Genomic DNA, 22,522 nt, shown 5'->3' with positions numbered 1-22,522 from the left:
CGCTATCATCAAAACCCGTATAAAGCCAGCGCAGGGATTCAAAACTTCCAGATATACCAATGGGATATCCAGCCTGGCCCAACTTAATCAATTGATCGATCTTAGCAGGCGGATCTTTTAACCTACTGCGATTATAGCAAGCAATTTGAGGATAAATCAAAACAGGTATGCCTAACAATTGCTCTTTATATGTGAATGCTGGCAGGAGGGCTGCCCGAACTGATTTTTTCTCAAATGGTTTTAGCTCAACGGGCTTAATCAAACCCTGGCGCCAAAGGGGCAGCAAATTGTTAGTAGCTAAAAGTATTAAATCAGGGGCTAAACCACGGCTATATTGAAAATTAAGTTGCTTTATCAATTGATCATTAGGAACAAATCTAACATCAATTTTAACTCCGGGATTAAAACGTTGAAATAAATCAACTTCCTGCTCAACAACTAATTTATTTAATTTTTGATCCGAGGGATCTGAACCCACTTTAGTTTCAACTAATAARCTGATGGTGGATCCCATCCCAGCGGATTGGGAAGCGTTTTGAAAGATTTGTTTGGCTAAGGGTGCCTCACAGCCCGCCAACAAGCCAAGCAAGGGCWGCCAGCCAATAGCTAAAAATTTGAAGAACCTGCCTCCCATGGGAGATTCGATCATATTTTTGTAATCTAAAGGCATGGATAGCCCCTTTCAGCTCTGCGAACTGCTTTGTGGAGATTTCTGCAACCGTGAACAGGCCTTCAACAACCCGCCCATCTATGCCCATATTCAAGTGCGCATAAGGGCTTTAAGCCATTTAGAACCAGGTTCATTGCTGCTGGAACAGGCCTACACCGTGGCTCCAAATGAGCCCTACCGCCTAAGGGTGCTCCAGGTGGTTGTTGARGCCGGRCAGCTAAAAATCCTYAATAAGGGKTTGAGAAACGAAAGCAGCTTCTATGGAGCCACAGGCTCTGCCGATCGGTTGYTAGAARTTACGGCAACTRATCTGAAATTATTRGCRGGRTGCACCTACAACGTTTCCGCAGAGGCCAGCGGWTATAAGGGCGTAATAGAGCCGGGCTGTARATGCYTAGTTGAGCGTAATGGGGTAAGCACCTATCTAGTGAGTCATTTTTTGATTAGTTCARTTGGCATGACAACCCTTGATCGGGGTTACAACATTGAAACSAATGAAATGGCTTGGGGGTCTTTAGCTGGTCCGTTTGAATTTAAGCGCCATRAAAATTCAGTGGCACCACCACCAAATCAATGGCGTAAGGCATGGGAGCTAAATTAAGCAGCCTCATCCATAAATAGTTGCTCAGGCTCATCTTCATACATAGTTTCACTAATTGGCAGAACYTCAGCCTTAGGGCGAATTGGAGTTGGCTCSAGCATCCCGCTAATGCGCTCAATCCTTAAATCCGCTGCTGCCAATAAAACCCTGTCCCCTTCTGGTATTTCCTGCTGCCCAGGGACTARTTTTTGATCCAATAGGGCCACACGCTCTTCCAGTTCCAACAAACGCACCGTGAGGGTTTCATTTACCTCTGAAAGCGCATGMAGTTGAGTTAAAAGGCTTTGCAAAAGCTGTGGGGAGGCCATGGCAAGCRTTTTTGCTGATTTGCCAAGATGTTAACAACCATGCCAGCAAGCGCCAGAGCCCAGGCTGTAAAGTGGCCCTACGCATCCACATAACCAAAGGTGGCCATGGCTGTTTCAGCRATAGATCAAATTACTACAATCTATCTAGGTTGCAGTGGCATAAAGGAACAAAAAATCCTCAATGGTGAAAGTATATTGCGTATKAATTTAAATTTAGATGATCTTAGATTRTGGGGAAATKCTTCTGAAAGCCTCCCCAATACAAACATAATMCTYGCCTGTGATAACGATGGAGTTGAGATTGGGCAAACAAAGCTCACCTGGGTAGTGGGGGCTGCCATTAGGGGAATGAATATTAAAAGCCCCGCTGCYGTTGTTGAACTTCTGATCCAAATGGGTAGCGAAGCTGCAATCGCCCCAGAAATCGTTACTGCCTGCCCAGGGCTCTGCACAGAAATCAGCTGGGCYTTTTATAAAGAAAGGCATGGCTGGCTATGCGCTTCCCCTGCCCTAAATCCAGAACAGCTCCAAATTTTGATGAAGAGCTGCAAAGAAATCTGATTTCTAGGCAATTCTGCTGAATGATGGTGCAACAGCTTTTCATGTTCTGGCAAAACGCCCATGTCGCTACCGCTGCTCGCCTATCCCCTCTCTAGCCAAAATTCACGGGTAGCACCTCCAGGGGGAGCAAGCCTTGCGGCGCAACAATTTCTACAGGATKCGGGGGGATCATATTCCCAAGGCAGCGGCGTTGATCTACTAATAGAAAAAGCCTATAAACAGGTTTTTTTCCATGCAATGCGCTGCGACCGGATTGAACATCTGGAATCACAATTACGCAATGGRATGATACCTGTAAGGGAATTTATCCGCGGCTTACTACTTTCAAGACGCTTCAAAGAAGGATATTACCAATGCAATTCAAACTATCGAATGGTGGATCAAATTGTTGGCAGGGTATTAGGCCGACCTGTTTATAACGACGCCGAAAGAAGAACCTGGTCGATAGTGATTGCRAAGGAAGGTCTTGAGGGTTTTGTAAATCAACTGCTTGATAGTGAGGAGTACATAAATGCCTTCGGCCTAGATCAAGTGCCAGAGCAACGCTCGAGAAGCCTTGCCGGCCGGGCCACAGGTGAAATGCCGATATATCAGCAATTCCCGCGCTATGGCTCCGATTGGCGCGACACCATGAGGAAGAGAACACCAAGTCCAAATTCCCTGGCCTATATGCCAAGTCCAGCCTTGAAATGGCTGCCCGCCAAGCCGCCAGCATGGGCGCTCAAAGTGTGGCTTGGTTTATTTGCAATCGGTGGCTTTGAGATCCTTAGGGTGCTGGTGATTGTTGCACTGTCGATGCTGCACACCAGCTGAGGCAAAGCCGAGCTATGAGCCTTGACGCCTGGCAGCCCCCTGAATTAGCTGAACCGATTGATAACAGCAAAAACCCCATAGATGCGAGAGGAGCAGATTGGAGCGGCAAAATAATTGCCGCCATTAATCTTCAGGGTGCGCGGCTGAGTAGGGCCGATTTACGCGGCACTGATTTAAGCAACTGCAACCTTGAAAATGCAGATTTAAAACTAGCTAAATACAATCGCCAAACCCGATGGCCCCAGGATTTTGATTATAAAAAATCTGGGGCCATTGGCCCTGGAGCAAAACTTGATGCAATGTTTTTATCCGGTGCCGACTTGCGCTACATGGACTTAAGGGGAGCTTCCTGCATGGGCACCTATTTAAGTGGYGCAAACCTCAGCGGAGCAATTCTTGATGGCATCCGCATGATCTCAGCTGATCTGCGCTGTGCAGTGCTGCAGGGGGCAATGTGCAGGGGAACGCGCTTTACCGGCGCTCAATTAAACCAAGCCGATTTTCGCGGCGCCGATTTGAGTGAAGCCGGCCTAGAGGGAGCGGAAACCATTGAGGGGGCCGACTTCTGCCTAGCCATTGGCCTAGATCAGATCGCTGCAGAGCTGCTGCGCAGGCCCTACAAAGAACTCGACTGCTGGAATCCCTTCACCCGCAACACCACCCGCAAAAGCCTGGAGTGGCATCTGAACCAGCCCCCCGTGGGTGGGGATGGCAAAAGTTGAGCTTTATAAAGAAGATCGCCACAAACACGATAACTATCAGACGATGGTCTCGACCAGTTGTTGTACTCATCGATGCCCTTCGGTCCCGCCTCGCGCTTAGGAGTAGAGCGCTTTGATAGCGATTCTCCCTATGAAAATCTCCCWGGGGATGAAGACGCCAAAAAAGAAGAGGTGATCACTGCCGTATATCGGCAGGTGATGGGCAACGCCTATGTAATGGAAAGCGAGCGCCAAGTAGTAGCTGAATCTCAATTCAAACTTGGTGAAATAAGCGTAAGGGAACTGATCCGCCGAATAGCTAAGAGCGATTTGTATCAAAGCCGCTTCTTTGAYGCCTGCTCCAGATATAGGTATATCGAATTGGCCTTTCGCCATCTGCTTGGCAGAGCACCAGCAAGTTTCCAGGAAATGCGCCTCCACGCTGAACGCCTAGATTCCCATGGCTACGAAGCCGATATTGATAGCTTTCTCGATTCAGATGAATATCAAAATAATTTTGGTGAATACACGGTGCCCTATCAGCGCGGCTGGAGAACTGAAAGCTGCAGCACCATGCAGGAATTTGGCTGGAGCTTCCAGTTGCTAAGGGGCAACAGCAGCAGCAGCCTCAAGGGAGATCTTGCTGGCATCAGCTCCAAACTAGGTGGTGCCGCCTATCAAAACCTACCGATTGCAGTTGTTGCACCATCCTCTGCAGACAGYCAAGGCTGGAGCTACCGCCCAGCTGCAAATCTGCAAGACGCTGCCACAAGGCTTGGCGCTGGCGCCACGGGCAAGATGTATCGCGTAAATGTTACTGGATACAGGGCAAATAACATTCGCCCAATATCACGTTATACAAAATCAAACCGGGTTTATTTTGTACCATTTGAAAAACTTTCCCAAGAATTCAAGCGGATACATAAAGAAGGTGGTGTGATCTCCAGCATCACCCCGATGTGAGCTGGTAGGGGGGCACATCCCCCCCCTTTTGAGAATTTTTCTTTACACAAATTTATTTCCCATCCCGTTACAGGTTGCCCCATGACAAACAATCAATCAAAGTCCCTATTGTTTGGGGCAACAGCCCTTATTGAAGGTCCGATATCCTTCTCCCGTAAGCGCATGCCATCTAAAGAGGCTGCCACCACCAATAGTAATTTTCGCAGCGGTGGTCAAATCAGTAGCGATAGGTTTCATCCAAGCGATGAAGAACATCTATCGATGGTGATCAATGCAGCCTACCGGCAAGTATTTGGCAATGTTCAGCCCATGGAAAGCGAAAGGCTGGCCAGTGCAGAATCCCGCCTTCGCAATAGCGAAATAGACGTGCGTGAATTTGTGCGTGAATTAGCTAAATCCGCCTTCTATCGCAGCCGCTATTTTGATGCTGTAGGTCCCCATCGCTCAGTTGAACTTAGCTTTAAACATATCCTCGGCAGGCCACCCCATAACGAAGCGGAGGTTTCAGAACATATCGCCAGAGTTGCCTCTGAAGGTTTTGATGCCGATATCGATAGCTACGTAGATTCAGAGGAATACAACAGCGTTTTCGGYTCAGATACCGTTCCCTATGCGCGCGCATGGTCTTCCCGCCCAGGSCAACCCCAGTCGGCATTTAATCGGATTGCAGCACTGGAGCAAAATTTTGCCGGYAGCGACACTGCAATTGGCAGCAGAAGTCAACTGATGAATAGCTTGGTGAAATCCACTGGGCAATCAATCAAAATTCCTGGTCAAGTWTTCCGCTCCGGCTTCAGTCTTTCCGGTGGCTATGCAGGTGGGCCATCTGGAATTACAAGCTTTAAGCCYGTAACCAGAGCTAGCAGCGATGGTGGAGATTCAACACCCCTGCGCGGTGATATCTATGTGGGATTTGGCCTTGGCCAAAGGGAGCAAGAGAAGTTTGAACGTTGCMCTGGTGATTCCAGTGATCAAATTAATGCACTTATTCGMGCTACCTATCGCCAAGTAATGGGCAACCCCCATATCATGGAAAGTGAAAGAGTTAGCACAGCTGAAAGCAAATTCATTGAGGGCTACTTAAGCACCAGGGAATTTGTGCGYGCAATTGCACTATCTGCTGAATATCAACGYAGGTTCTTTGAAAGCAATGCACCCTAYCGCTTTGTTGAATTAAACTTCAAACACCTCCTTGGTCGTCCCCCCCAGTCCCAGGCGGAATTAAGCCAGCACATCGTTCGCCTRGCAACCCATGGTTATGAAGCTGAAATCAACAGCTACTTAGATTGCGAAGAATACCAATCAACCTTCGGTGAAGATACGGTTCCATTCGCAAGAATCAGCACCGAAGCTGGTAGAGATCAAATTGGTTTCAACCGCCATCTCGCCCTAGTACAAGGTTTCGCCGCAAGCGATACGGTTCAAAACAGTTCGATCTTGSTTAATTCCGTTGCAACCAAAGCCGTTCCTGCTGGCTGGGGTACCACAACCATTCGAACCAACCGCAATGGCGCCTTCTCCGGCGGTTCRGATGCCACCACCAAGCGSTTCCGGATTGTTGTTAAGGCTCAACCAGCCGGTGGTCGTCAACGCACTCCAAACGCCAGTTACCTGGTTAGCGGCAAAGACATCACAAGCCAGCTCAGCTACATCCACCGCCGCGGTGGCAARATTGAATCAATTACTGAAGTTATCTGATTCCAYGGGCRATTATTKCTCAAACAAATCAATTAATCAATCCAACCTCCTTTTAAAATGACCTCTGTWATCACTCAATCAACAAAYCCAAATCTTGATTTAGCCCATGCTGGCGATGTAATTCGMGCTGCAAATCGTCAAGTTTTTGGCAATGCCCACCTCATGGAAACTGAGCGGGTAGTTTCAGCTGAAAGCATGTACTGCAATGGATCATTAACAGTGCAGGGGCTAGTAACAGCCCTTGCCCTATCAGATACCTATCGCAGYCTTTTCCTTGATGCCAATGGCCCCTATCGCTTTGTTGAACTAAACTTCAAACATCTTATGGGCCGGGCCCCGCGTAATCAAGCCGAGATAAGTGAGCATGTGCAACGGCTAGCTAACGAAGGCTATGAAGCTGAAATCACCAGTTACACCAATAGCCAGGAATACTTCAGGGTATTTGGCAGCGATACGGTTCCCTATTGCAGAACAAATCAAACCACCGTGGGTGAATCTAATTCCACCTATGTGCGCACCCTAAATTTAGAAGCTGGTTTTGCAAGTTTTGATGGYGGAAGCAAGTCGCAACTGCTCAACAATCTTGCCACTGGCACAACCCCTTCCCTAAATCAACGCAAACCAAAAGGCGGCAGCGATCGCAACGCTCGCACCTATCAAATCGTATGGTCTTCCGCTGGCGTAGCAAAAAATCTCCGCCGCTCTATGCAGAAATCAATTATTCCTTATTCATCCCTATCTTCTACCATTCAATCCTTGCAAGCACGGGGTGCTAAAATTCTTTCAATTACTAATGTTTAAGCATTAGTAAAACRAAAAGAAGTGCCTGAATGAGCATAGAGATTTTCCTAGCTAAAAGTGAAGGTGAGTGGAGGTCCATGAGAAGTGGGCATTCACTCGCCTTTCAACAATTTGAAGAAGTTCTAAGTGAAATAAAGATCACTATCATTGATTTAAATGATCCCGCTGTAAATAAACTACTCCAAAAGCTTGCTTCCTGCGACGGCATTCCATCCACACCCTTCAAAATGGAATGGCATGCYGAAAGCGACTGGGAACCTGATGATCCCACACAGGTTTCAGCTGGGGAATGTATTCTCATACCAATAAAACAATCAGATAGCCACGGCCAGCTGATTCGCAGTGTTGGTTATGCTGAAGCAGAAGAAGCAATCTCAACTTATCAACTGCTAAGCGACAACACCTTTGTGCTCGAAACCAAATACGGTCAATCAATTGCAGARGAGCGYATCTGGTTTGTRTCTGATAATATTCGCTGCCGATCATCAGTATTGAAAACAGCATCCGGTGCTGGGGTTTTRCAAACCTCATTTTCCTCTGAGGTRAGGAGGATTAATATCCATGAATGATRGGCMGCAGTTAAAYAATCAAAATCTACTTAGATTCGCCAATACMCTCGCTGGSCACTACAGTAATAAGCAGCAAGCGATGGATAATCCCCGCAACTACGCACATATTAATATATATTTTAGGCCTTTAAATTGGCAGGTATTCCAGGGGCCTGGTTACTATTCCGAACAAAGCTAYAACCACGATCCTTGGCGTCCCTATCGMCAGGGTATTCACAAACTCCAGCAAAAAGACGATYTATTTATACTGCTWAATTATGGTTGTAGCAAGCCAGAAAGATTAGCTGGWGCTGGTTTTGAGCCAAGCCTTCTCAAGGAATTACACCCACAAGAACTTAAAGCAAGGGTTGGGTGTGCAATGCATTTTCGTGAAATTAATAATGGTAAATACAGAGGAGAAGTAGAACCAGGCAAAGCATGCATGGTGCCCCGTGATGGCAAACTTACCTATTTAGTAAGCGAAGTAGAAGTGGACGAAAATAATTGGATAAGTAGAGATCAAGGCCTTGATCCAAACAGCAATGAAGTTTGTTGGGGTTCAGAACAYGGCCACCTTTGCTTTACCCGAATTGCTAAATTGAATGAACTAATTGATCAAAATTGGATTTCTAAAGCTCAATTAGATTGAATAAATATGACAATAACAAAAGTAGAAAAGCAGCTAAAAGAATGGATCCGCTCCCATCATCTCATTTGCGTTGGAACCGACTTTGTTTTTGAAACAATAGACCAAACACAACTAGATCGCTTCGAAAATTGCCTAGAGGCACTAGGCGGACACATCAGGCAAATAGAAGCAGTTGGTCATTGGCCAATGGGTCCAAACCGTAGTTTCAAAATACTGAGGGCAATTGCATCTGTTCCACGGCCAAATGCACAAATGTTTGTTCAATATTGGGCAAACAAAGGATCTCCTAACACACGATTTTCCGAAATAAGTGATTAGCCAAAATATTTAGCAGCTTTAAACGCAATAAATGGCTCCGGATCTGCCTTGCTTTGCAGGGCCAAGCCCCCTAAATCCCCAAGGGAAATTGAATTACTATTTAGTCTCTCTAATGCTATYAATCCTGCATATCTAGCCTCCCAAAATGGTGTATCTTTTGGATTAAGCCATTCTGGCAACTTATCAATTGCCACATCAGCTGCAATGTTTGCAAGGCTAAGAATCGCAGCTGGCTTTGATTTTAAAAATTGTGGCCTTGGATTAGCGATCGCTTCTAATAATATATTAATTGCAACGTCTAAGTATTCTYGTTTYAAGTTATTAGCATAGCCAATAAGACGCATAAAGAAGTAATGGGCCCCGTAATCATTATCTGCATCTTGATGCCAGCGTTGCAGGAAAGCTGGCCAAATATCATTAAGATCTTTTAGCGCCAAGCTGCGTAAAGCTAAATAGCAACGGCTAAAATCAGTGCCAAAAAATTCTTGTATTAAAAAATCTATAGCTGGCTCCTCATCGTAGCGATGAACCAACTCAACACTACTTGGGCTATCAATAATTAGTGAATCTACATAGTAATCTAGGGATTTTCCTTCAASCTCAGTGGCACCCTTAGGCCACAAAAGCCTAACCGCGCGCATTCTAAATACAGGAGAAACCGGAGCCAGCAACACATCTGGCAACAGCATATATGAATTGGCATCAATAATATCTTGTATTGCGGCTTGCCTATCCATTTGATTGGGGAGCATTAAATGCTCCTTGAGCATTTCCAAGCCAAAATCTTGTTTCAGGAGAATATATAAACCTGCCAAGGCTGCTCCTTTTATGCCTGGGTTACTACTAGATAAATGCAATTTAATTCCTTCCACGGAGCCAATGGCACCTAACCCAGTTAGAGCTTGAATAATTACACGTTGATTTTGCCCAGGAACATCCAGCAGTTTTCCCAAGTTATCGATAACATCTTGATCTTTACAGTTGAGTTCCTTTAACGCCCATGCTGCATTCTCAACAAGATATGAGTCGTTGCTTGATAAACACTTAGCAAGCAACGGTATGGCTTCTTGGCAACCCAAAATAGCGAGAACTTCAACTGCCTTACGTTGTGCCAATCGTGTTGATTGAGAATCATCGTTGCTAGCTAAAAGCTTCAATAAMGCRGCTTCGCTTTCCCCGCCTGGAAAATTCTGCAGATGCGCTGCCGCCATGTAGTAATCACTATTGGAATCGAGCTGATCAAGCGGAGCGCTGAGTATGCGGATCGCTTCCTCTTGACTCAAGCCCAGATGAATGTTAGTGARTCGATTGCTATTCATAGCTGGCTAGATGTTTGGTTTACTAATGCTATTTTTAAGAGATGTGATTGAATTCCCAATTAAGGCCTAACTGCGGCATGCTTGCTCTGTTGATCTTAACGAACCCATGGGACCAAATTTTTCCAATAACMTTGAAGTTASCAGAAGCTATCGAGTGGGACAGAGGCCCAGCGGCAACAGAACTACTAGYGTTCCACTTGCTCAACTCAGTAACTATATTCACTCATTAAGGGCCAGCACCAACTGCAGCTTAAACATATCGAAACYCGGAGCTACTTCCAATGCAAATGCCCATGATCAAACYAGCGGGCAYGATAATTCCGATGCAGCGGCCGAGAAACCTGCCGTCAAGCGCCGCAGGCGCTGATCTAGTTGCCCTTTAGCATCTTCTCAAACACTGCATCAACTGGTCTGCCGGATTTAAGGGCATCCCAGTTGATACTTCTCAGAAAAGTATCAGAATCGATTGTTTCAACCAAATCCACGCCCCAGCTGCCAATTTGCAGGGGTGAATTTGGATTGGCATTATCATCTTTTCTCCCCCCAAGGGCGATGGCGGTGTGATTGAATGTGTGGCCAAGCTTTAAACGCACTAGGCGCCATGTATTCAATAAAGCCTCAGCCATGTTGTTAACATCTAATTCGGATTCCACCTTAAGCATCCAATGGGGATGATTTAAAGCCATKGCAGAGGTTAATTGAGGATTTTCATTTTGCAATGCATCAGCTAATTCAGYGGCAGAGAATGCTGGAACCTCCGCTGAATTGATTTGCAAATTATGCGACACAATAAAGATTGTCATGATGAGTGMATYAAGCTTGATGTAACCTAGCATAACAATGAATTAGCCAGGGGATTATTCAAATCATGCTGCCAGAATCTGCACCATTCGATAATGGCCAGGGGCAATTAAGTGAGGAGGAGGCTACTTTATTAGCTTCYGAACTTAAGCAGCAGCTGCGGGAGGGCAGAGCTCCGGCCCAAGATGCTGAGTTGATAGAAAAAATGGTAGCTGGTCTTGGTGATAAACGCGGACTAACCAGGCTTACATTTGCCGAGAGTTTAGGGGTAGTTGGCAAGGCGGCGGTGCTGCCCCTTTGCAGGGCTTTAACTAGCCATGGCAATGTAACTGTGMGAAGAGCTGCCGCAAAAACACTTACYTTAATAGGGGATCCAAAAGCGATTCCAGCCTTGGTTAAAGCCCTATTAGAAGATCCTGATCCCGTTGTTCAAGGATCGGCAGTGGGTGCTATTGCAGCTGTTGGAGCGGAGGGAGTTGCACCATTGCTAGAGGTACTAGTTAATCCAGCTGCCAGCTCAATGCAAATGGGACTTGCCAGTTGGGGGCTTGCCTTTGTTGGAGCGCAAGCGGCGGATGCATTAAAAATCGCCGCACAATCAAACAATCAAAAAATTAGAACTGCAGCAATTGCAGCCTTGGGAGATCAAATACAAGCCTTAGAAGATAGCCAGGCAAGAAATCTTTTAGTAGATGCCCTCGCCGATTCCTGCCAAGAGGTTAGAGCCGAGGCTGCCACCTTACTTGGCAAATTAAATGAACCGGAATGGGCCTATCCATTATTAATACCMAAATTAACAGATAGCAGTGATCAAGTAAGAAAAAATGCCGCCCTTTCATTAATGAAGTTAGAAGCTGCTGAGGCRATCCCAAGGCTTCAGGAATGCCTTGCTATCGAGGGYGAGCCTTCAGTTCAAGCTATTTTTAAACTTGCAATAAATCAACTCGGCTAAGGGCAGACTCTATCGTTTCCYTAACATAGGAATCCGTTTCACTACGTTGCAATAAATCTTTCAAGTAAGCCGATATCTGAGGGTCTTTAATTTCAACCATTGCATTAACCCCAGCCACTGCCAATGCMGGATTATCCCCTTGGCATACTTGCATCAATAGCKSYAGGGCTGGTTCACCCACCTGCCCTAGAGCCATCACAGCAGCTAATGCAACAACTGGTGATTCATCCTGCAAAGCATTTTCAAGGCTGTTGATCGCTTCAACGGGGAAAGTGATGCCACGGTAATTAGATGCCACCTGGGCGTAGGCCTTAACGCAACTCGCCCTAACTGTTGCATCAGCGCTTTGTGCAAACTTTGTGGCCAATGGAATCAACGCCTTTTCACCAAATGCACCTATGGCGCGCACTGATGCACGGCGCAGCGTTACATTTTCCTGATCAAGCAAATTYAATAACCTGGGCAGTGATTCATCGGGCCAATGGCGCACCAATGCAAGAAATGCCTCGGTTTGAACATAGGGATTTGGATGTTCTAGATCCTTGATCAATTGATCAATGCCTGGGATTTCAGCAGGGGATTCAGTCATCTAAACAGGWTTTGTGCTGCTAATAGAAAATAAAAAAGGAGGCCATAAAGGCCTCCTGATAGTTCTAAGCGCTTAATGGCTCAGGAAAGGGCGTTGATGGTGTAGTCGAGGTAAGCCTTGAACTCCTTGAGAGCTTCKGGGCTCATGTCACGGGGTGAACAAGCGCGGTCGCGGGTGTAGGTGAGGGCCTCAACGTAGGCAGCGGTAGGAAGACGCAGGGTGCGATACACCTCACGGGCTCCAGCGATGCCCCACTCGTCGAGGGGGCCGGTGCCGCCCACAACCAAGCAGTAGTTGATCAGGCGCAGGTAGTGGGCCAAGTCGCGGTAGCACTTGTCTACCTTCACCTGGTTCTCACCAGCTTCACCGGGTTGACGGAGGTAGGGATACTTGTTGAAGCAAGCATCACCAGCTTCCTTGGTGACTTTGTCGAGGCCGGCAGCSAGCTTTTCAGCAGCTTCCAAGCGGGCAGCAGCGCGCTGGATATTGCCTTGAACAGCTTCCAGATCGTTCTGGGAAGGGAAGCGACCAGCGGCGTCAGCGGCGGTCACAACGGTTGTAACGACGGATTTCATCGAGTGTTCCTTAGGTGGAAGTTTGCGTTGTTGAGAAAATTCCTAGCTGAATGTTCAGCTGAGGGCGCTGATTACGCGGTCGAAGTAGGTGCCGGCTTCRGCAACTAGGGCTGAGCAATCACCCTTAACGGTTTCCATCTTGCGGAAACGGGTTTCCACAGGGTTGGTGCCGGTGGTGTTGGTTTCGTTGATGTGGGCTGTGGAGGAAGCCTTCATGATCGAAACTGCACGGGCAGTGGACTGAAGGGGCACGCCAAGGGCAACATAGGTTTCCTTGAGGCCATTCAGGCAGCGGTCGTCGAGCACGGAGGCATCGCCGGCGAGCAGTGCATAGCTGATGTAGCGAAGCACGATTTCGCCGTCGCGCAGGCAAGCTGCCATGCGACGGTTGGGGTAGCAGTTGCCACCAGCCTGGATCAGGCCTGTGTTTTCGCAGATCATGCCGGTTACAGCGTCCGACACAATGCAGGAAGCATTGCTGGTGATGGCGTTAACGGCATCAAGGCGCTTGTTGCCTTCAGCAACATAGTTACGCAGTGAGGCAAGTTCGCCRGAACCAAKKGGAGCGGTTTTGGCATCAGCGCTTACAACAGCGCGAGAAAAGGCGTCGAGCATGAGAAAGCAGGACTATGGGGTGGATAAAGCTACCGAAAAAGCCAGGGGGGGCCTGAGCAAATCAGCAGTACTGGTTATGCGTTTGGGAGTTGGGTTTTAACAACCCTTGCCAAGCACCCCAGAACCGTAAGCTTTCTTTCCTAGCTAGAACCCCAAAAAGGGGCAATCACGTAAAACTTCGTCATCGAATTTAGTTTTGAAAACAAATTCGCAGCGGAGCTAGAAGGGGCACCATTTTTTAATAGCAGCTCCTTTTAAGATTTTGTTTAGATTTAGAGCGCGCTTGTTTCCCTTATGTAGTCTAAAAAAATCGCTAAATCAGCAAGATGGTTGATCCGATTGCAGTTGAAACCGTTAGCCCAGAACCCAGTGCCAGCGAACTACTGGAAACCATTCAAGAACTAAGCAGCTACCGCGATCGCCTTCGTAACGACGTGGTTACCCTCGGACAAAAGCTGCGCCTACCCAAAGCAAAGGTGGATGCCTCCCTTGCTGATCATCCCGAACTACAACGTATAGAAGCAATCCTGAGCCAACTTCAAAGCCAGGCACAACTGGGTTGATTATGCAAAAAACCGTTGCGCAGCCCCTTGGCAAGCAGCCTGCCCCACTTGATATGGCGGGTTTTTTTGCTGCCAGCCAAGGAACCTGGTTAACCCGCAGGGCTGTTCACCACCTCGACCATCAAGCCGATGAGGCAGGGGATTCAAATTTGATCATCGCCCCCTTTGATCGGGAAGATCCCAGTGTTATCAAGATTTGCGCTGCACTTGGGGTTGATCCAGCTAGCGCGGCCGGAGGGGCGCGTTTTTGGTGGGAAAGCAACCTCACAGAGGGTTCAAGGGATCCGGATAATGCGGCGGTATTAATTGATGTGCCCCATGAAGCAGATCGAAGCAAAGGCTTTTTATTGCGGGATAAAGGTTATGTGGAAAAAGCAGCCGTGATTAGCACCTATCAYTTTGCTGAAGATGGGGTGCTCTCAATAACAACAAGATACGACACAAATGTGGGCATTGAACGCTGTTGGTTTGTTACTGATCAGGTGCGCATGCGAGTGAGTTCAGTGCAATTTCTGGATGGGGTTTCCATGACCACCTATTGCACCGAACTGCGCTGCCCAAATGAAGAAACGATTAAARCCATCGCCGCCCAAGCTCAAATGCTGGCTGAAAGCTGATGTTTGACCCCTTTCTAGATGMACTCCAGGGAACAATCCAAGCKGCCGGTGGTGAAGAGCTCGCCCTACCGGCTGAATTCAAGGAATGYCACTCCAGCAGTGGCAAAAGCAGCATAAAAAATTGGTTGTGGGCTGTGCCGGGCTTCCGGCGCTGGCGGGTTACCAGGCTCGATGCCGGCGAATCCTTGCAGGTGCTTAATTCGGTTGCATATCCCGAGTATCAAAGGGACATGCCCCTGATGGGGGTTGATCTGCTCTGGTTTGGGGCAAAGTCGAAATTGGTGGCTGTGCTTGATTTCCAGCCKTTAATTCAAGCTGAAAGCTATTTCGATCAACATTTCAAAGGCTTGAAACAGCTGCATGGCACTTACCCCGAACTAAGTGGTGAAGAGGCGATGCGCTCCTTTGATCCCCATCAATATTTCTCCCCTTGGCTGCTTTTTTGCCGCGGCGGTGAAGCGGAGGCATCCACATCTTTGCCAAAAGCATTTAATGCGTTTTTGAACTGCTACTGGGAGCTAGATAAACAGAGCAAACCTGAGCWTTCGTTGATCGCTGCCAGCGAAGTAAGGCATCTACAAATTGCATACGATATTTAYAGTGCCGAGCGCGATCCTGCCCACGGTTTGTTTAAAAGCCATTTCGGTAAGGAATGGGCCGACAAATTTCTGCATCAATTCCTATTCCCCGCCAGCGACGGCCCCCATGCGTAGTTCCAGCCTCAGCCCAGTAGTTCTGCCTGGATGGCGCTGGCAAGCATTTCTAGATAAGGCGGTGGAGTTACTCACTCCCTTTGAGCCCCAGCCCTACCCGGTGCCCGAGCCTTTTCTTTGGCGTTCAGATAAGGGCGGATCMGCATCAAGGCCATTTGAAGTAACAACAGCCACTTGGGCTTGTAGAACAAACAAATTGCGCCAGGTGCGCGCCGCCTGCGTTGAAGGCGGTGATGCCGCATCGGTTTTGAATTTTGTAATCAACCCCAGCTGTGAATTTGAGTTGCCTTTTTTTGGGGCTGATTTAGTAACGCTTCCCAACGGCCATCTTTTAGCCCTAGACCTGCAACCGGCCCTTAAAAACGATGCCATTCACACCCAGGCGGYGTGGGAAAAGCTGATCCCCTTGCACAGCCAATGGAGCGTTCATCTGCCCAGCGGTGGGCCGATACCAGCCGAAGCAGAGCCGTTCTTTTCGCCAGGCTTCCTCTGGACGCGCATCCCCCTAGGAGCTGAAGGTGATCAACTGATCCAAGCGGCGGTTATGCCAGCATTCATATCGTATTTAAATCTCTACTTATCATTAGTTAACGAAGCTTGCCCCGTAGATAAAAGCCGCAGTGAACAACTGCTTGAGGGTCAATTACGTTATTCAAAATATCGAGCCTTGAAAGATCCAGCCAGGGGAATGCTTAGCCGCTTCCACGGCGCCGAATGGACAGAAACCTACATACATAAAGTTTTGTTCGACCTTTGAGTTTATATGCCAAAAATATGTTGWTAAAAGCCCAGGYGCCAAATTAGCTTCGCCTCAAAATTTGTCGTTAAACATTGTGAACACAGTTCAAGGATAGAGGCGTTATTGGTCAGAATCMCATCGACGGGATAGGCAGAGCTTTCGGCCCTCCCAGACCAACTCTGTGGTATCCACCAGCAGCAATCCAAAGGAGTTTTCACAATGTTCGACGCCTTCACGAGGGTTCTTGCCCAGGCAGACGCCCGGGGACAATTCATAAATCCTGGTGAGATCGATGCTCTCGCGAAGATGGTTTCGGACAGCAATAAGCGTCTCGATGCTGTCAACCGCATCACCAGCAACGCTTCAACCATCGTGGCCAATGCAGCCCGCCAGTTGTTTGCTGAGCAACCCGCATTGATCGCACCAGGGGGCAACGCTTACACCAGCCGCCGCATGGCAGCTTGCCTGCGCGACATGGAGATCATCCTCCGTTATGTCACCTATGCAATTTTTGCCGGTGATGCTTCAGTGCTCGAGGATCGCTGCCTAAACGGCCTGCGCGAAACCTACCTAGCCCTTGGCACCCCTGGCTCTTCTGTGGCCACCGGCGTGAATTTGATGAAGCAGTCTGCCATCGCGATTGCTAACGATCGCAATGGCATCACCGCTGGTGATTGCACCGCCCTAATCAGTGAAATTGGCACTTATTTTGATCGTGCTGCAGCCGCTGTTGCTTGAAGAATCCGCCGGAATTTTCTAAACCTTTTCACCCAATCAACCAATGAAAACCCCCCTTACCGAGGCTGTTTCAGCCGCAGATTCCCAGGGTCGCTTTCTCAGCAACACTGAGATTCAAGGTGCCTTCGGTCGCTTCAACCGTGCAAAAGCTGGCCTTGATGCGGCTAAGGCCCTCACTGCAAAAGCCGACAGCCTCGTAAACGGTGCTGCCCAAGCGGTGTATTCAAAGTTCCCCTACACCACCCAGATGCAGGGCCCTAACTTTGCCGCCACCCCTGAAGGCAAAACCAAGTGCTCCCGCGACATTGGCTACTACCTGCGCATGGTTACCTACTGCCTAGTGGCAGGTGGCACMGGCCCCATGGACGACTACTTGATCGCCGGCCTTGATGAAATCAACCGCACTTTTGAGTTATCTCCYTCCTGGTATGTAGAGGCTCTCAAGTACATCAAAGCCAACCATGGCTTGAGTGGTGAAGCMGCCACCGAAGCAAACAACTACATCGACTACGCAATCAACGCTCTCACTTGATTCTCAGTTGATTTGTTTTCTCAAACCCCCCTTCTCTGAAGGGGGGTTTTTTCATGTTCTTCAAATAAATTGGGGCAATGGTTAACAGCATCCCAAGTAATGAGCCCATAAGCGAAGCCGAGGCCCTTGAGCGCCTAAGCCAACAGGACGACCCCAGCCTGCAGTGTTAYGGCGCYTGGTGGTTAGGTCGCATGCGCTCAAGCCAYCCTGAGGCAATCCCGCTATTGCTTAATTGCCTTAAYAGGCAGCTGAATTCCATTCAATTAGAACCAGAGGCACTTGCCGTTGGCAGGAGTGCTGCCCGTTCCCTGGGCAAATTGCAAGCTGARGCGGCCTTACCGCTACTGCTCAAAGCCTTAAACCATCCAGACCACGGCCTCAGGGAAGCAGCAGCCCGCTCCCTKGGTGARCTRGGCRACCCAGCTGCCATTGCGGCGCTGATGGGGCGGTTACAACAACCATTGGCCGGCGAGCCAGTGGGCAATGGTTTGAATTTGGCAGAGCCCTGTGAGGCCCTCCTGGAAGCAATTGGCCAGATYTAYCTGGTGAGCGGCRTTAAAGCCAGTGCAGAATCAACTAAARCCCTTGAAGCATTTCAGTGCCACAGCAGGCCYTTGGTAGCCAGTGCTGCCTCACGGGCCCTACTACAACTGAGTGGCGAAGCGAAATGGGCTGAACCCATGGTGGCGTTACTCCAACATCCGCAATTACAAATGCGCCGTGCTGCCCTGATGGATCTTGCCGCCTGCGGCTGGCGGCCGGCGGCAGAGGCAATCAGCGGCTGCTTGGCAGAAAATAGTTTGAAATTGATCGCCCTACGCCGTTTAGTTGAGGMGCCCCTGGGGGAGCCCCATCCTGGGGCGCTTGGYGCCAGGGAAAAAGAACTGCTCGCCCTAATGGATGGCTTGCTTTGAACCCGTTATTGAATTCTTATTTAMTAGCGGTGCAAACAGCAGCCAGCGYCCAGGAATTGGTGGATACCACACGCAATTTGGTGGAGTATTGCCCCAATTTAGAGCCCGATTCCARTGATCAAAAAGCAGCTATTAGCTGCTTAATCGCCTTACTTGGCATAAATAATCCCGGTGCTGCCGTGGCAGCCGTTGATGGCTTGATTGCCTGCGGCGGCGCAGCGGTTGATTRCTTACTTAACAACTTAGATGAACACAACTATGGAGCCAGGGCTTGGGCTGTGCGCGCCYTAGCCCATATCGGTGACCCCCGCGGCTTGCCCGTGCTGAAAAGAGCGATCGAGCAAGATATCGGCCCCAGTGTGCGGCGRGCTGCCGCAATGGGTTTGGGTTACCTAAAGCTAAATGAACTACCCGAATCGCAACGCATAGAAACCATGCAGATTTGCCTTGCTGGCCTCAGCCTCGGTTGCGCCGATGGCGAATGGGTGGTGCGCTATGCAGCCGTTGTGGGTTTGGAGAATTTTCTTGTTAATGCCTCTGCTGCCTATGCCGAGGCCAGCCGCAAATTGCTGCTKTGCCGTTGCCAAATGCAGGAGGAGGTTATCCCTGTGGTGCGCCTGCGGGCTGCCCAGGCTCTGGAAAAATGGCCCGCTCCTTGAACCAGGCCACGATTTGGCTAACCACTTGCTCAATAGCCATGCCATCACTCACTAGCTCAAGSGCATCTGGCGMTTTGCATAGAGGCGCAACAGCCCTGCTGGAATCAACCTGATCCCTYTGGCTAATTTCTTGCTCCAACTGGCTCAAGGCTGGCACCGGCAAACCGCGGGCCGCCAGATCAGCCGCCCGGCGCCGGGCCCTYTCAGCAACGGTTGCCGTTAGGAAAACCTTGAGCTCAGCCTGGGGAAACACTGCGGTGCCAATGTCACGCCCTTCAGCCACCAGGCCGCCCTTGGCGCCAAAACGGCGCTGCTGGCTGGTGAGYGCCGAGCGCACGCTTGGTAATGCTGCCACCGCAGATACCCCAGCTGTTATTGCTGCCGTGCGGATCTGCTCGGTTACGTTTTCGCCATTCACCCATACCAATTGATCCCCCTCCGGCTGGGCCTCTAGCCGCAAATTGAGTTGCCCAAGGGCATTGGCCAATTCAGGGCTCTCCTCGGGCGCAAGGCCCTGGCTTTGCAGCAACCAGGTAACAGCTCGATACATSGCTCCGGTATCTAGGTAAACCAGGCCCAGCTCCCGGGCCACCAAGCGGGTAACAGTGCTCTTGCCGGCGCCGGCGGGGCCATCGATGGCAACAATTGGGAGTCGGGTCATCAAAATACGGTGATCGATTAATCGGGTGCTGCCGCATCGCACGGCAGCAGCAAGTAGTGCAGAACCCTCCAGCTGCTGCAGGGGCTGCAAACTCAAGGGCTGCACCAGTTCCAGATACTCCACTGCTAAACCTGCGGCCTCAAGGCGAGCCCGCACCCACAACAGCAGTGATTCCCCATTCTGCATTTCAGCATCAACATCCAGCTTCAAATCAGCCAGGGCCTGGGGCAAGGCCGCCGCCTGTTGCCGTTGGGCAGCACTGAGATAGGCATTGCGGGAACTAAATGGCAGGCCATCGGCTTCCCTCAGGGTGGGGCAGGCCACCACCTGCACGGGCAAACCCAGATCCAACACCATGCGGCGCAGCACCTGCAGCTGTTGCCAATCCTTTTCACCCAAATAAATTCGGCTGGGATTCACCAGGGCCAACAGGCGGGCTACCACCGTGCAAACACCCTGGAAGTGGCCTGGCCGTTTTGCKCCACAAAGATGTTTCACCAAATCAGGGGCAGGCATCACCTGGGTGAGTCCCCCCTGGCCAAGGGGATATATATCGATGCTTTGGGGAGCCCAAAGGGCATCTGCTCCATGGGCCGCCGCCAAGTTCAAATCTGCCTGCAATTGGCGGGGATAGCGTTCAAAATCCTCAGTGGGGCCAAATTGGAGCGGATTAACAAACACGCTCACAAGCAGCCTTGCTTCAGGCGCGGCGGCCAAAGTRAWAAGCCCACCATGGGCAGCATGTAAGCCGCCCATGGTGGGTACGAAATGAATTGGTTTACCGCTGGCTCTTTTCCAWTGCTCCAAATCTTGAAGGGATTGGAGCAGGGCGATTTCAGCCATGGGAAGTGCTTACTGGAGCACTTCTAGCTTCACCTTTGCGGTGCCGGAAGCAATCAAACCGAGTTCGTGGGCGGCCCCGTGGGCYAAATCGATCACCCGGGCGCCATGGAATGGGCCCCTRTCGTTGATGCGCACCACGGCAGTACGGCCATTCCAGAGGTTGGTAACCCTCACCTTGGTGCCGAAAGGCAAGCTGCGGTGGGCTGCCGTGAGGCTACCGGGCCTAAAAACCTCACCGTTAGCGGTGCGATTGCCAAAAAAGCCWGGGCCATACCAGCTCGCTTCCCCTTGGCTGGAGGCAAGCACCCTTGGGGTGGGCCTCAGGGAAGGGGTTCTTGGTGCAACKGGCAAGGGTGAATCCAGGCCGGGCAGCTCAAGGTTGAGAGATGGGGTGGAAGCGGGCTCAGCAATCGCTGTGAGCTTTAGCAAAGGCTCGGTGTTCTCYTGGGCCAAACCTGGGGCCTCCGTTGAAGCAACGGTGCCAATGCAGAGCAGGGCGCTGGAGATCAGGAGCTTTGCAGCGTGAAAATTTTGCATAACAAACGAAACTGGCTGTTAAACAGCAACTGGGAGACCTTGATCCACCCAACTCAACGGTTAAAAAAGATGCAATTAGTGATCAGAAAAAACAAGATTCTGATAACGAAAAGCCCGTTGCAGTTCCTGATGATTTGAACAACGGATCGAATTTAAACCAAATAAACGGTGGGTTTCGTTCAGACAATCGCCCTAATCTCTGATTAGGAAATGCTATCAATCGCTAAATCAACGTGGTAGCAGAGGCTCTCGCCGCAAATTAAGCGAACAAAGTATCAGGAAATCCGATCAGCGCCATAAGCGGCACTGATCAAAGCTTGTGCCAATCTCAAATGCGTCTAGCAAATTCGGGCGTGGTTTTTGCTTTTGGGTAGGTCAGCATGGCCAATAAAGCGAGGTTTGCTTTGGATTACCGCAGCGCTGGCGTTGATGTGGAAGCTGGCAGGGCCTTTGTTGATCGGATCCGCAGCAGCGTGGAAGCCACCCGCAGGCCAGAGGTATTGGGGGGGTTGGGCGGTTTTGGCGGCCTCTGCCGCCTGCCAGCCGGCATGCGCAAACCAATCTTGGTGGCTGGCACCGATGGGGTTGGCACCAAGCTGGAACTGGCTCAAAAMTGTGAACTCCACCATGGCGTGGGCATCGATCTAGTAGCCATGTGCGCCAACGATGTGATCACCTGCGGCGCTGAACCGTTGTTTTTTCTTGATTACATCGCCACGGGAAAACTCAGCCCCGATGCCATGGCCGAGGTAGTGCTGGGTATTGCCGAGGGCTGTCGCTTGAGCGGTTGCGCTCTCCTMGGGGGAGAAACCGCTGAAATGCCTGGCTTCTATCCCGCCGGTAGATACGACCTCGCTGGCTTTTGCGTAGCTGTTGTGGAAGAGGATGARTTAATCGAYGGCAKCAAAATCACAGCCGGTGATCGCTTGCTGGCAGTTGCTAGCAAYGGGGTKCACAGCAATGGCTTCAGCCTGGTGCGCCGAATCATTAGCGATAACAACATCGATCTSCATGCTGCCCAGCCCGCCCTTGGGGGTAGCTCCGCCGCCACTGCATTACTGCAACCAACACAGTTATATGCACCTCTTGTGAAAGTGCTGCGAGCATCGGGTTTAGCCCTGCACGGCATGGCCCACATCACCGGCGGCGGYATACCTGAAAACCTTCCCMGMTGTTTGCCCCAAGGGGTAAGGGCCCATGTGGATTCAAATAGCTGGGTAAAACCCGCTTTATTCAGCTGGTTGCAACAGCTGGGCGATGTGCCAGAGGCAGATATGTGGCATACCTTCAACCAAGGGGTTGGTTTTGTTTTGGTGGTGCCGGATGTTTCCTTAAATCCCTATCTAGAGCTYATTAATGGCCTTGGCCTAAACGCCTGGCCCCTAGGCCAGATCGAAGCCGGCTCCCCTGGTGTAACTGGATTACCAGCTGGGGCCTAATRCCCCCGAAGATCTGTCAAACTAAATGATCAATTTGCAAGTACCCCTGGCTAACCAGGTCTCTTAACCGAAGTGATTTCAAGCG

General features: G+C 49.9%; 29 protein-coding genes. 20 read left to right on the top strand and 9 right to left on the bottom strand.

Going from position 1 to position 22,522, the window contains the following annotated elements; translation table 11 throughout:
* Nucleotides 1-478, bottom strand: a 478-nt coding sequence (locus C7K08_RS00755) for an extracellular solute-binding protein (protein WP_161955788.1), incomplete at its 3' end; no start/stop codon positions are given.
* Nucleotides 479-668: 190 nt separating this feature from the next.
* On the opposite strand from C7K08_RS00755, the gene C7K08_RS00750 reads away from it, so the two are divergent.
* Entirely contained in the window at nt 669-1,271 is a 603-nt protein-coding gene (locus C7K08_RS00750; RefSeq protein WP_106498728.1) for a chromophore lyase CpcT/CpeT, read from the top strand.
* On the opposite strand, the gene C7K08_RS00745 is transcribed toward C7K08_RS00750, so the two are convergent.
* Nucleotides 1,268-1,579 carry a hypothetical protein gene (locus C7K08_RS00745; RefSeq protein ID WP_106498727.1) on the bottom strand — a complete coding sequence of 104 codons (312 nt, stop codon included), beginning with the start codon at nt 1,577-1,579 and terminating at the stop codon, nt 1,268-1,270. The genes C7K08_RS00750 and C7K08_RS00745 overlap by 4 nt on opposite strands.
* A gap of 348 nt (nt 1,580-1,927) precedes the next feature.
* On the opposite strand from C7K08_RS00745, the gene C7K08_RS15160 reads away from it, so the two are divergent.
* The 9 genes from C7K08_RS15160 (at nt 1,928) to C7K08_RS16280 (ending at nt 8,631) form a co-directional block, all read left to right on the top strand.
* Nucleotides 1,928-2,140 carry a hypothetical protein gene (locus C7K08_RS15160; RefSeq protein ID WP_133165129.1) on the top strand — a complete coding sequence of 71 codons (213 nt, stop codon included), beginning with the start codon at nt 1,928-1,930 and terminating at the stop codon, nt 2,138-2,140.
* 60 nt (nt 2,141-2,200) lie between these two features.
* On the top strand, nt 2,201-2,953 hold the full coding sequence (locus C7K08_RS00735; protein WP_106498725.1) for a phycobilisome rod-core linker polypeptide: 753 nt from the start codon (nt 2,201-2,203) through the stop codon (nt 2,951-2,953).
* Between the two features lie 14 nt (nt 2,954-2,967).
* Nucleotides 2,968-3,675, top strand: coding sequence for a pentapeptide repeat-containing protein (locus tag C7K08_RS00730; protein WP_106498724.1), 708 nt, complete (start codon nt 2,968-2,970; stop codon nt 3,673-3,675).
* 72 nt (nt 3,676-3,747) lie between these two features.
* Nucleotides 3,748-4,617 (top strand): phycobilisome linker polypeptide, encoded by an 870-nt coding sequence (locus C7K08_RS00725; protein ID WP_106498723.1) that lies wholly within the window; start codon nt 3,748-3,750, stop codon nt 4,615-4,617.
* Between the two features lie 81 nt (nt 4,618-4,698).
* Nucleotides 4,699-6,315, top strand: a complete 1,617-nt coding sequence (locus tag C7K08_RS00720) for a phycobilisome rod-core linker polypeptide (RefSeq protein ID WP_106498722.1) — start codon at nt 4,699-4,701, stop codon at nt 6,313-6,315.
* Nucleotides 6,316-6,372: 57 nt separating this feature from the next.
* Nucleotides 6,373-7,116: a phycobilisome rod-core linker polypeptide gene (locus tag C7K08_RS00715; RefSeq protein WP_106498721.1), complete on the top strand. Its 744-nt coding sequence runs from the start codon at nt 6,373-6,375 to the stop codon at nt 7,114-7,116.
* A gap of 29 nt (nt 7,117-7,145) precedes the next feature.
* The gene (locus C7K08_RS00710; protein ID WP_106498720.1) at nt 7,146-7,685 is read left to right on the top strand and encodes a phycobiliprotein lyase; all 540 of its coding nucleotides are present in this window, start codon (nt 7,146-7,148) and stop codon (nt 7,683-7,685) included.
* Complete coding sequence (locus C7K08_RS00705) at nt 7,678-8,313, top strand: chromophore lyase CpcT/CpeT (RefSeq protein WP_106498719.1); 636 nt, start codon at nt 7,678-7,680, stop codon at nt 8,311-8,313. The genes C7K08_RS00710 and C7K08_RS00705 overlap by 8 nt, the downstream gene beginning before the upstream one ends.
* 6 nt (nt 8,314-8,319) lie before the next feature.
* Nucleotides 8,320-8,631: a CpeR family transcriptional regulator gene (locus C7K08_RS16280; protein WP_106498718.1), complete on the top strand. Its 312-nt coding sequence runs from the start codon at nt 8,320-8,322 to the stop codon at nt 8,629-8,631.
* Here C7K08_RS16280 and C7K08_RS00695 read toward each other — a convergent pair.
* On the bottom strand, nt 8,628-9,950 hold the full coding sequence (locus C7K08_RS00695; protein ID WP_106498717.1) for a HEAT repeat domain-containing protein: 1,323 nt from the start codon (nt 9,948-9,950) through the stop codon (nt 8,628-8,630). The two genes, C7K08_RS16280 and C7K08_RS00695, sit on opposite strands and share 4 nt — an antisense overlap.
* A 368-nt stretch (nt 9,951-10,318) precedes the next feature.
* Nucleotides 10,319-10,753 carry a DUF2656 family protein gene (locus C7K08_RS00690; RefSeq protein WP_106498716.1) on the bottom strand — a complete coding sequence of 145 codons (435 nt, stop codon included), beginning with the start codon at nt 10,751-10,753 and terminating at the stop codon, nt 10,319-10,321.
* 65 nt (nt 10,754-10,818) lie between these two features.
* Between C7K08_RS00690 and C7K08_RS00685 the strand changes: the two genes are divergently transcribed.
* Entirely contained in the window at nt 10,819-11,703 is an 885-nt protein-coding gene (locus C7K08_RS00685; RefSeq protein ID WP_106498715.1) for a HEAT repeat domain-containing protein, read from the top strand.
* Here the strand turns inward: C7K08_RS00685 and C7K08_RS00680 are convergent.
* From C7K08_RS00680 to cpeB, 3 genes are all read right to left on the bottom strand, one after another.
* The gene (locus tag C7K08_RS00680; protein WP_106498714.1) at nt 11,675-12,292 is read right to left on the bottom strand and encodes a HEAT repeat domain-containing protein; all 618 of its coding nucleotides are present in this window, start codon (nt 12,290-12,292) and stop codon (nt 11,675-11,677) included. The genes C7K08_RS00685 and C7K08_RS00680 overlap by 29 nt on opposite strands.
* Nucleotides 12,293-12,372: 80 nt before the next feature.
* A complete protein-coding gene (cpeA, locus tag C7K08_RS00675; RefSeq protein WP_106498713.1) occupies nt 12,373-12,867 on the bottom strand; it encodes a class 1 C-phycoerythrin subunit alpha in 495 nt (164 codons plus the stop codon).
* Between the two features lie 54 nt (nt 12,868-12,921).
* Nucleotides 12,922-13,482 (bottom strand): class 1 C-phycoerythrin subunit beta, encoded by a 561-nt coding sequence (gene cpeB / locus C7K08_RS00670; protein ID WP_106498712.1) that lies wholly within the window; start codon nt 13,480-13,482, stop codon nt 12,922-12,924.
* A gap of 326 nt (nt 13,483-13,808) precedes the next feature.
* On the opposite strand from cpeB, the gene C7K08_RS00665 reads away from it, so the two are divergent.
* From C7K08_RS00665 to C7K08_RS00630, 8 genes are all read left to right on the top strand, one after another.
* Nucleotides 13,809-14,045, top strand: a complete 237-nt coding sequence (locus C7K08_RS00665) for a hypothetical protein (protein ID WP_106498711.1) — start codon at nt 13,809-13,811, stop codon at nt 14,043-14,045.
* Nucleotides 14,046-14,098: 53 nt separating this feature from the next.
* Entirely contained in the window at nt 14,099-14,662 is a 564-nt protein-coding gene (locus C7K08_RS00660) for a phycobiliprotein lyase (RefSeq protein WP_106498750.1), read from the top strand.
* On the top strand, nt 14,662-15,375 hold the full coding sequence (locus C7K08_RS00655) for a 15,16-dihydrobiliverdin:ferredoxin oxidoreductase (RefSeq protein ID WP_106498710.1): 714 nt from the start codon (nt 14,662-14,664) through the stop codon (nt 15,373-15,375). Before C7K08_RS00660 ends, C7K08_RS00655 begins: the two co-directional genes overlap by 1 nt.
* On the top strand, nt 15,368-16,132 hold the full coding sequence (locus C7K08_RS00650; RefSeq protein WP_106498709.1) for a phycoerythrobilin:ferredoxin oxidoreductase: 765 nt from the start codon (nt 15,368-15,370) through the stop codon (nt 16,130-16,132). The genes C7K08_RS00655 and C7K08_RS00650 overlap by 8 nt, the downstream gene beginning before the upstream one ends.
* Nucleotides 16,133-16,333: 201 nt before the next feature.
* Nucleotides 16,334-16,852 (top strand): phycocyanin subunit beta, encoded by a 519-nt coding sequence (locus C7K08_RS00645; protein ID WP_106498708.1) that lies wholly within the window; start codon nt 16,334-16,336, stop codon nt 16,850-16,852.
* Nucleotides 16,853-16,895: 43 nt separating this feature from the next.
* Nucleotides 16,896-17,384 (top strand): phycocyanin subunit alpha, encoded by a 489-nt coding sequence (cpcA, locus tag C7K08_RS00640; protein WP_106498707.1) that lies wholly within the window; start codon nt 16,896-16,898, stop codon nt 17,382-17,384.
* 77 nt (nt 17,385-17,461) lie between these two features.
* Complete coding sequence (locus C7K08_RS00635; RefSeq protein WP_106498706.1) at nt 17,462-18,298, top strand: HEAT repeat domain-containing protein; 837 nt, start codon at nt 17,462-17,464, stop codon at nt 18,296-18,298.
* A gap of 59 nt (nt 18,299-18,357) precedes the next feature.
* Nucleotides 18,358-18,957 carry a HEAT repeat domain-containing protein gene (locus C7K08_RS00630; protein ID WP_241536937.1) on the top strand — a complete coding sequence of 200 codons (600 nt, stop codon included), beginning with the start codon at nt 18,358-18,360 and terminating at the stop codon, nt 18,955-18,957.
* On the opposite strand, the gene C7K08_RS00625 is transcribed toward C7K08_RS00630, so the two are convergent.
* Nucleotides 18,899-20,461 carry a bifunctional pantoate--beta-alanine ligase/(d)CMP kinase gene (locus tag C7K08_RS00625; protein ID WP_106498705.1) on the bottom strand — a complete coding sequence of 521 codons (1,563 nt, stop codon included), beginning with the start codon at nt 20,459-20,461 and terminating at the stop codon, nt 18,899-18,901. The genes C7K08_RS00630 and C7K08_RS00625 overlap by 59 nt on opposite strands.
* Nucleotides 20,462-20,470: 9 nt before the next feature.
* Nucleotides 20,471-20,998, bottom strand: coding sequence for a septal ring lytic transglycosylase RlpA family protein (locus C7K08_RS00620; protein ID WP_106498704.1), 528 nt, complete (start codon nt 20,996-20,998; stop codon nt 20,471-20,473).
* A gap of 404 nt (nt 20,999-21,402) precedes the next feature.
* Between C7K08_RS00620 and purM the strand changes: the two genes are divergently transcribed.
* On the top strand, nt 21,403-22,437 hold the full coding sequence (gene purM, locus C7K08_RS00615; protein WP_117434624.1) for a phosphoribosylformylglycinamidine cyclo-ligase: 1,035 nt from the start codon (nt 21,403-21,405) through the stop codon (nt 22,435-22,437).
* Nucleotides 22,438-22,522: the final 85 nt, after the last annotated feature.

This window comes from Synechococcus lacustris str. Tous, from assembly GCF_003011125.1.
Lineage (GTDB): Bacteria > Cyanobacteriota > Cyanobacteriia > PCC-6307 > Cyanobiaceae > Synechococcus_D > Synechococcus_D lacustris.
Note: the sequence above shows the minus strand (reverse complement) of the source record. Positions and strands in the feature narration are given on the sequence as shown.

Bases quoted from the DNA above. Each gene is read 5' to 3' on its own strand.
- C7K08_RS00665 (WP_106498711.1), top strand. From the start codon at position 13,809: ATGGTTGATCCGATTGCAGTTGAAACCGTTAGCCCAGAACCCAGTGCC.
- C7K08_RS16280 (WP_106498718.1), top strand. From the start codon at position 8,320: ATGACAATAACAAAAGTAGAAAAGCAGCTAAAAGAATGGATCCGCTCC.
- C7K08_RS00645 (WP_106498708.1), top strand. From the start codon at position 16,334: ATGTTCGACGCCTTCACGAGGGTTCTTGCCCAGGCAGACGCCCGGGGA.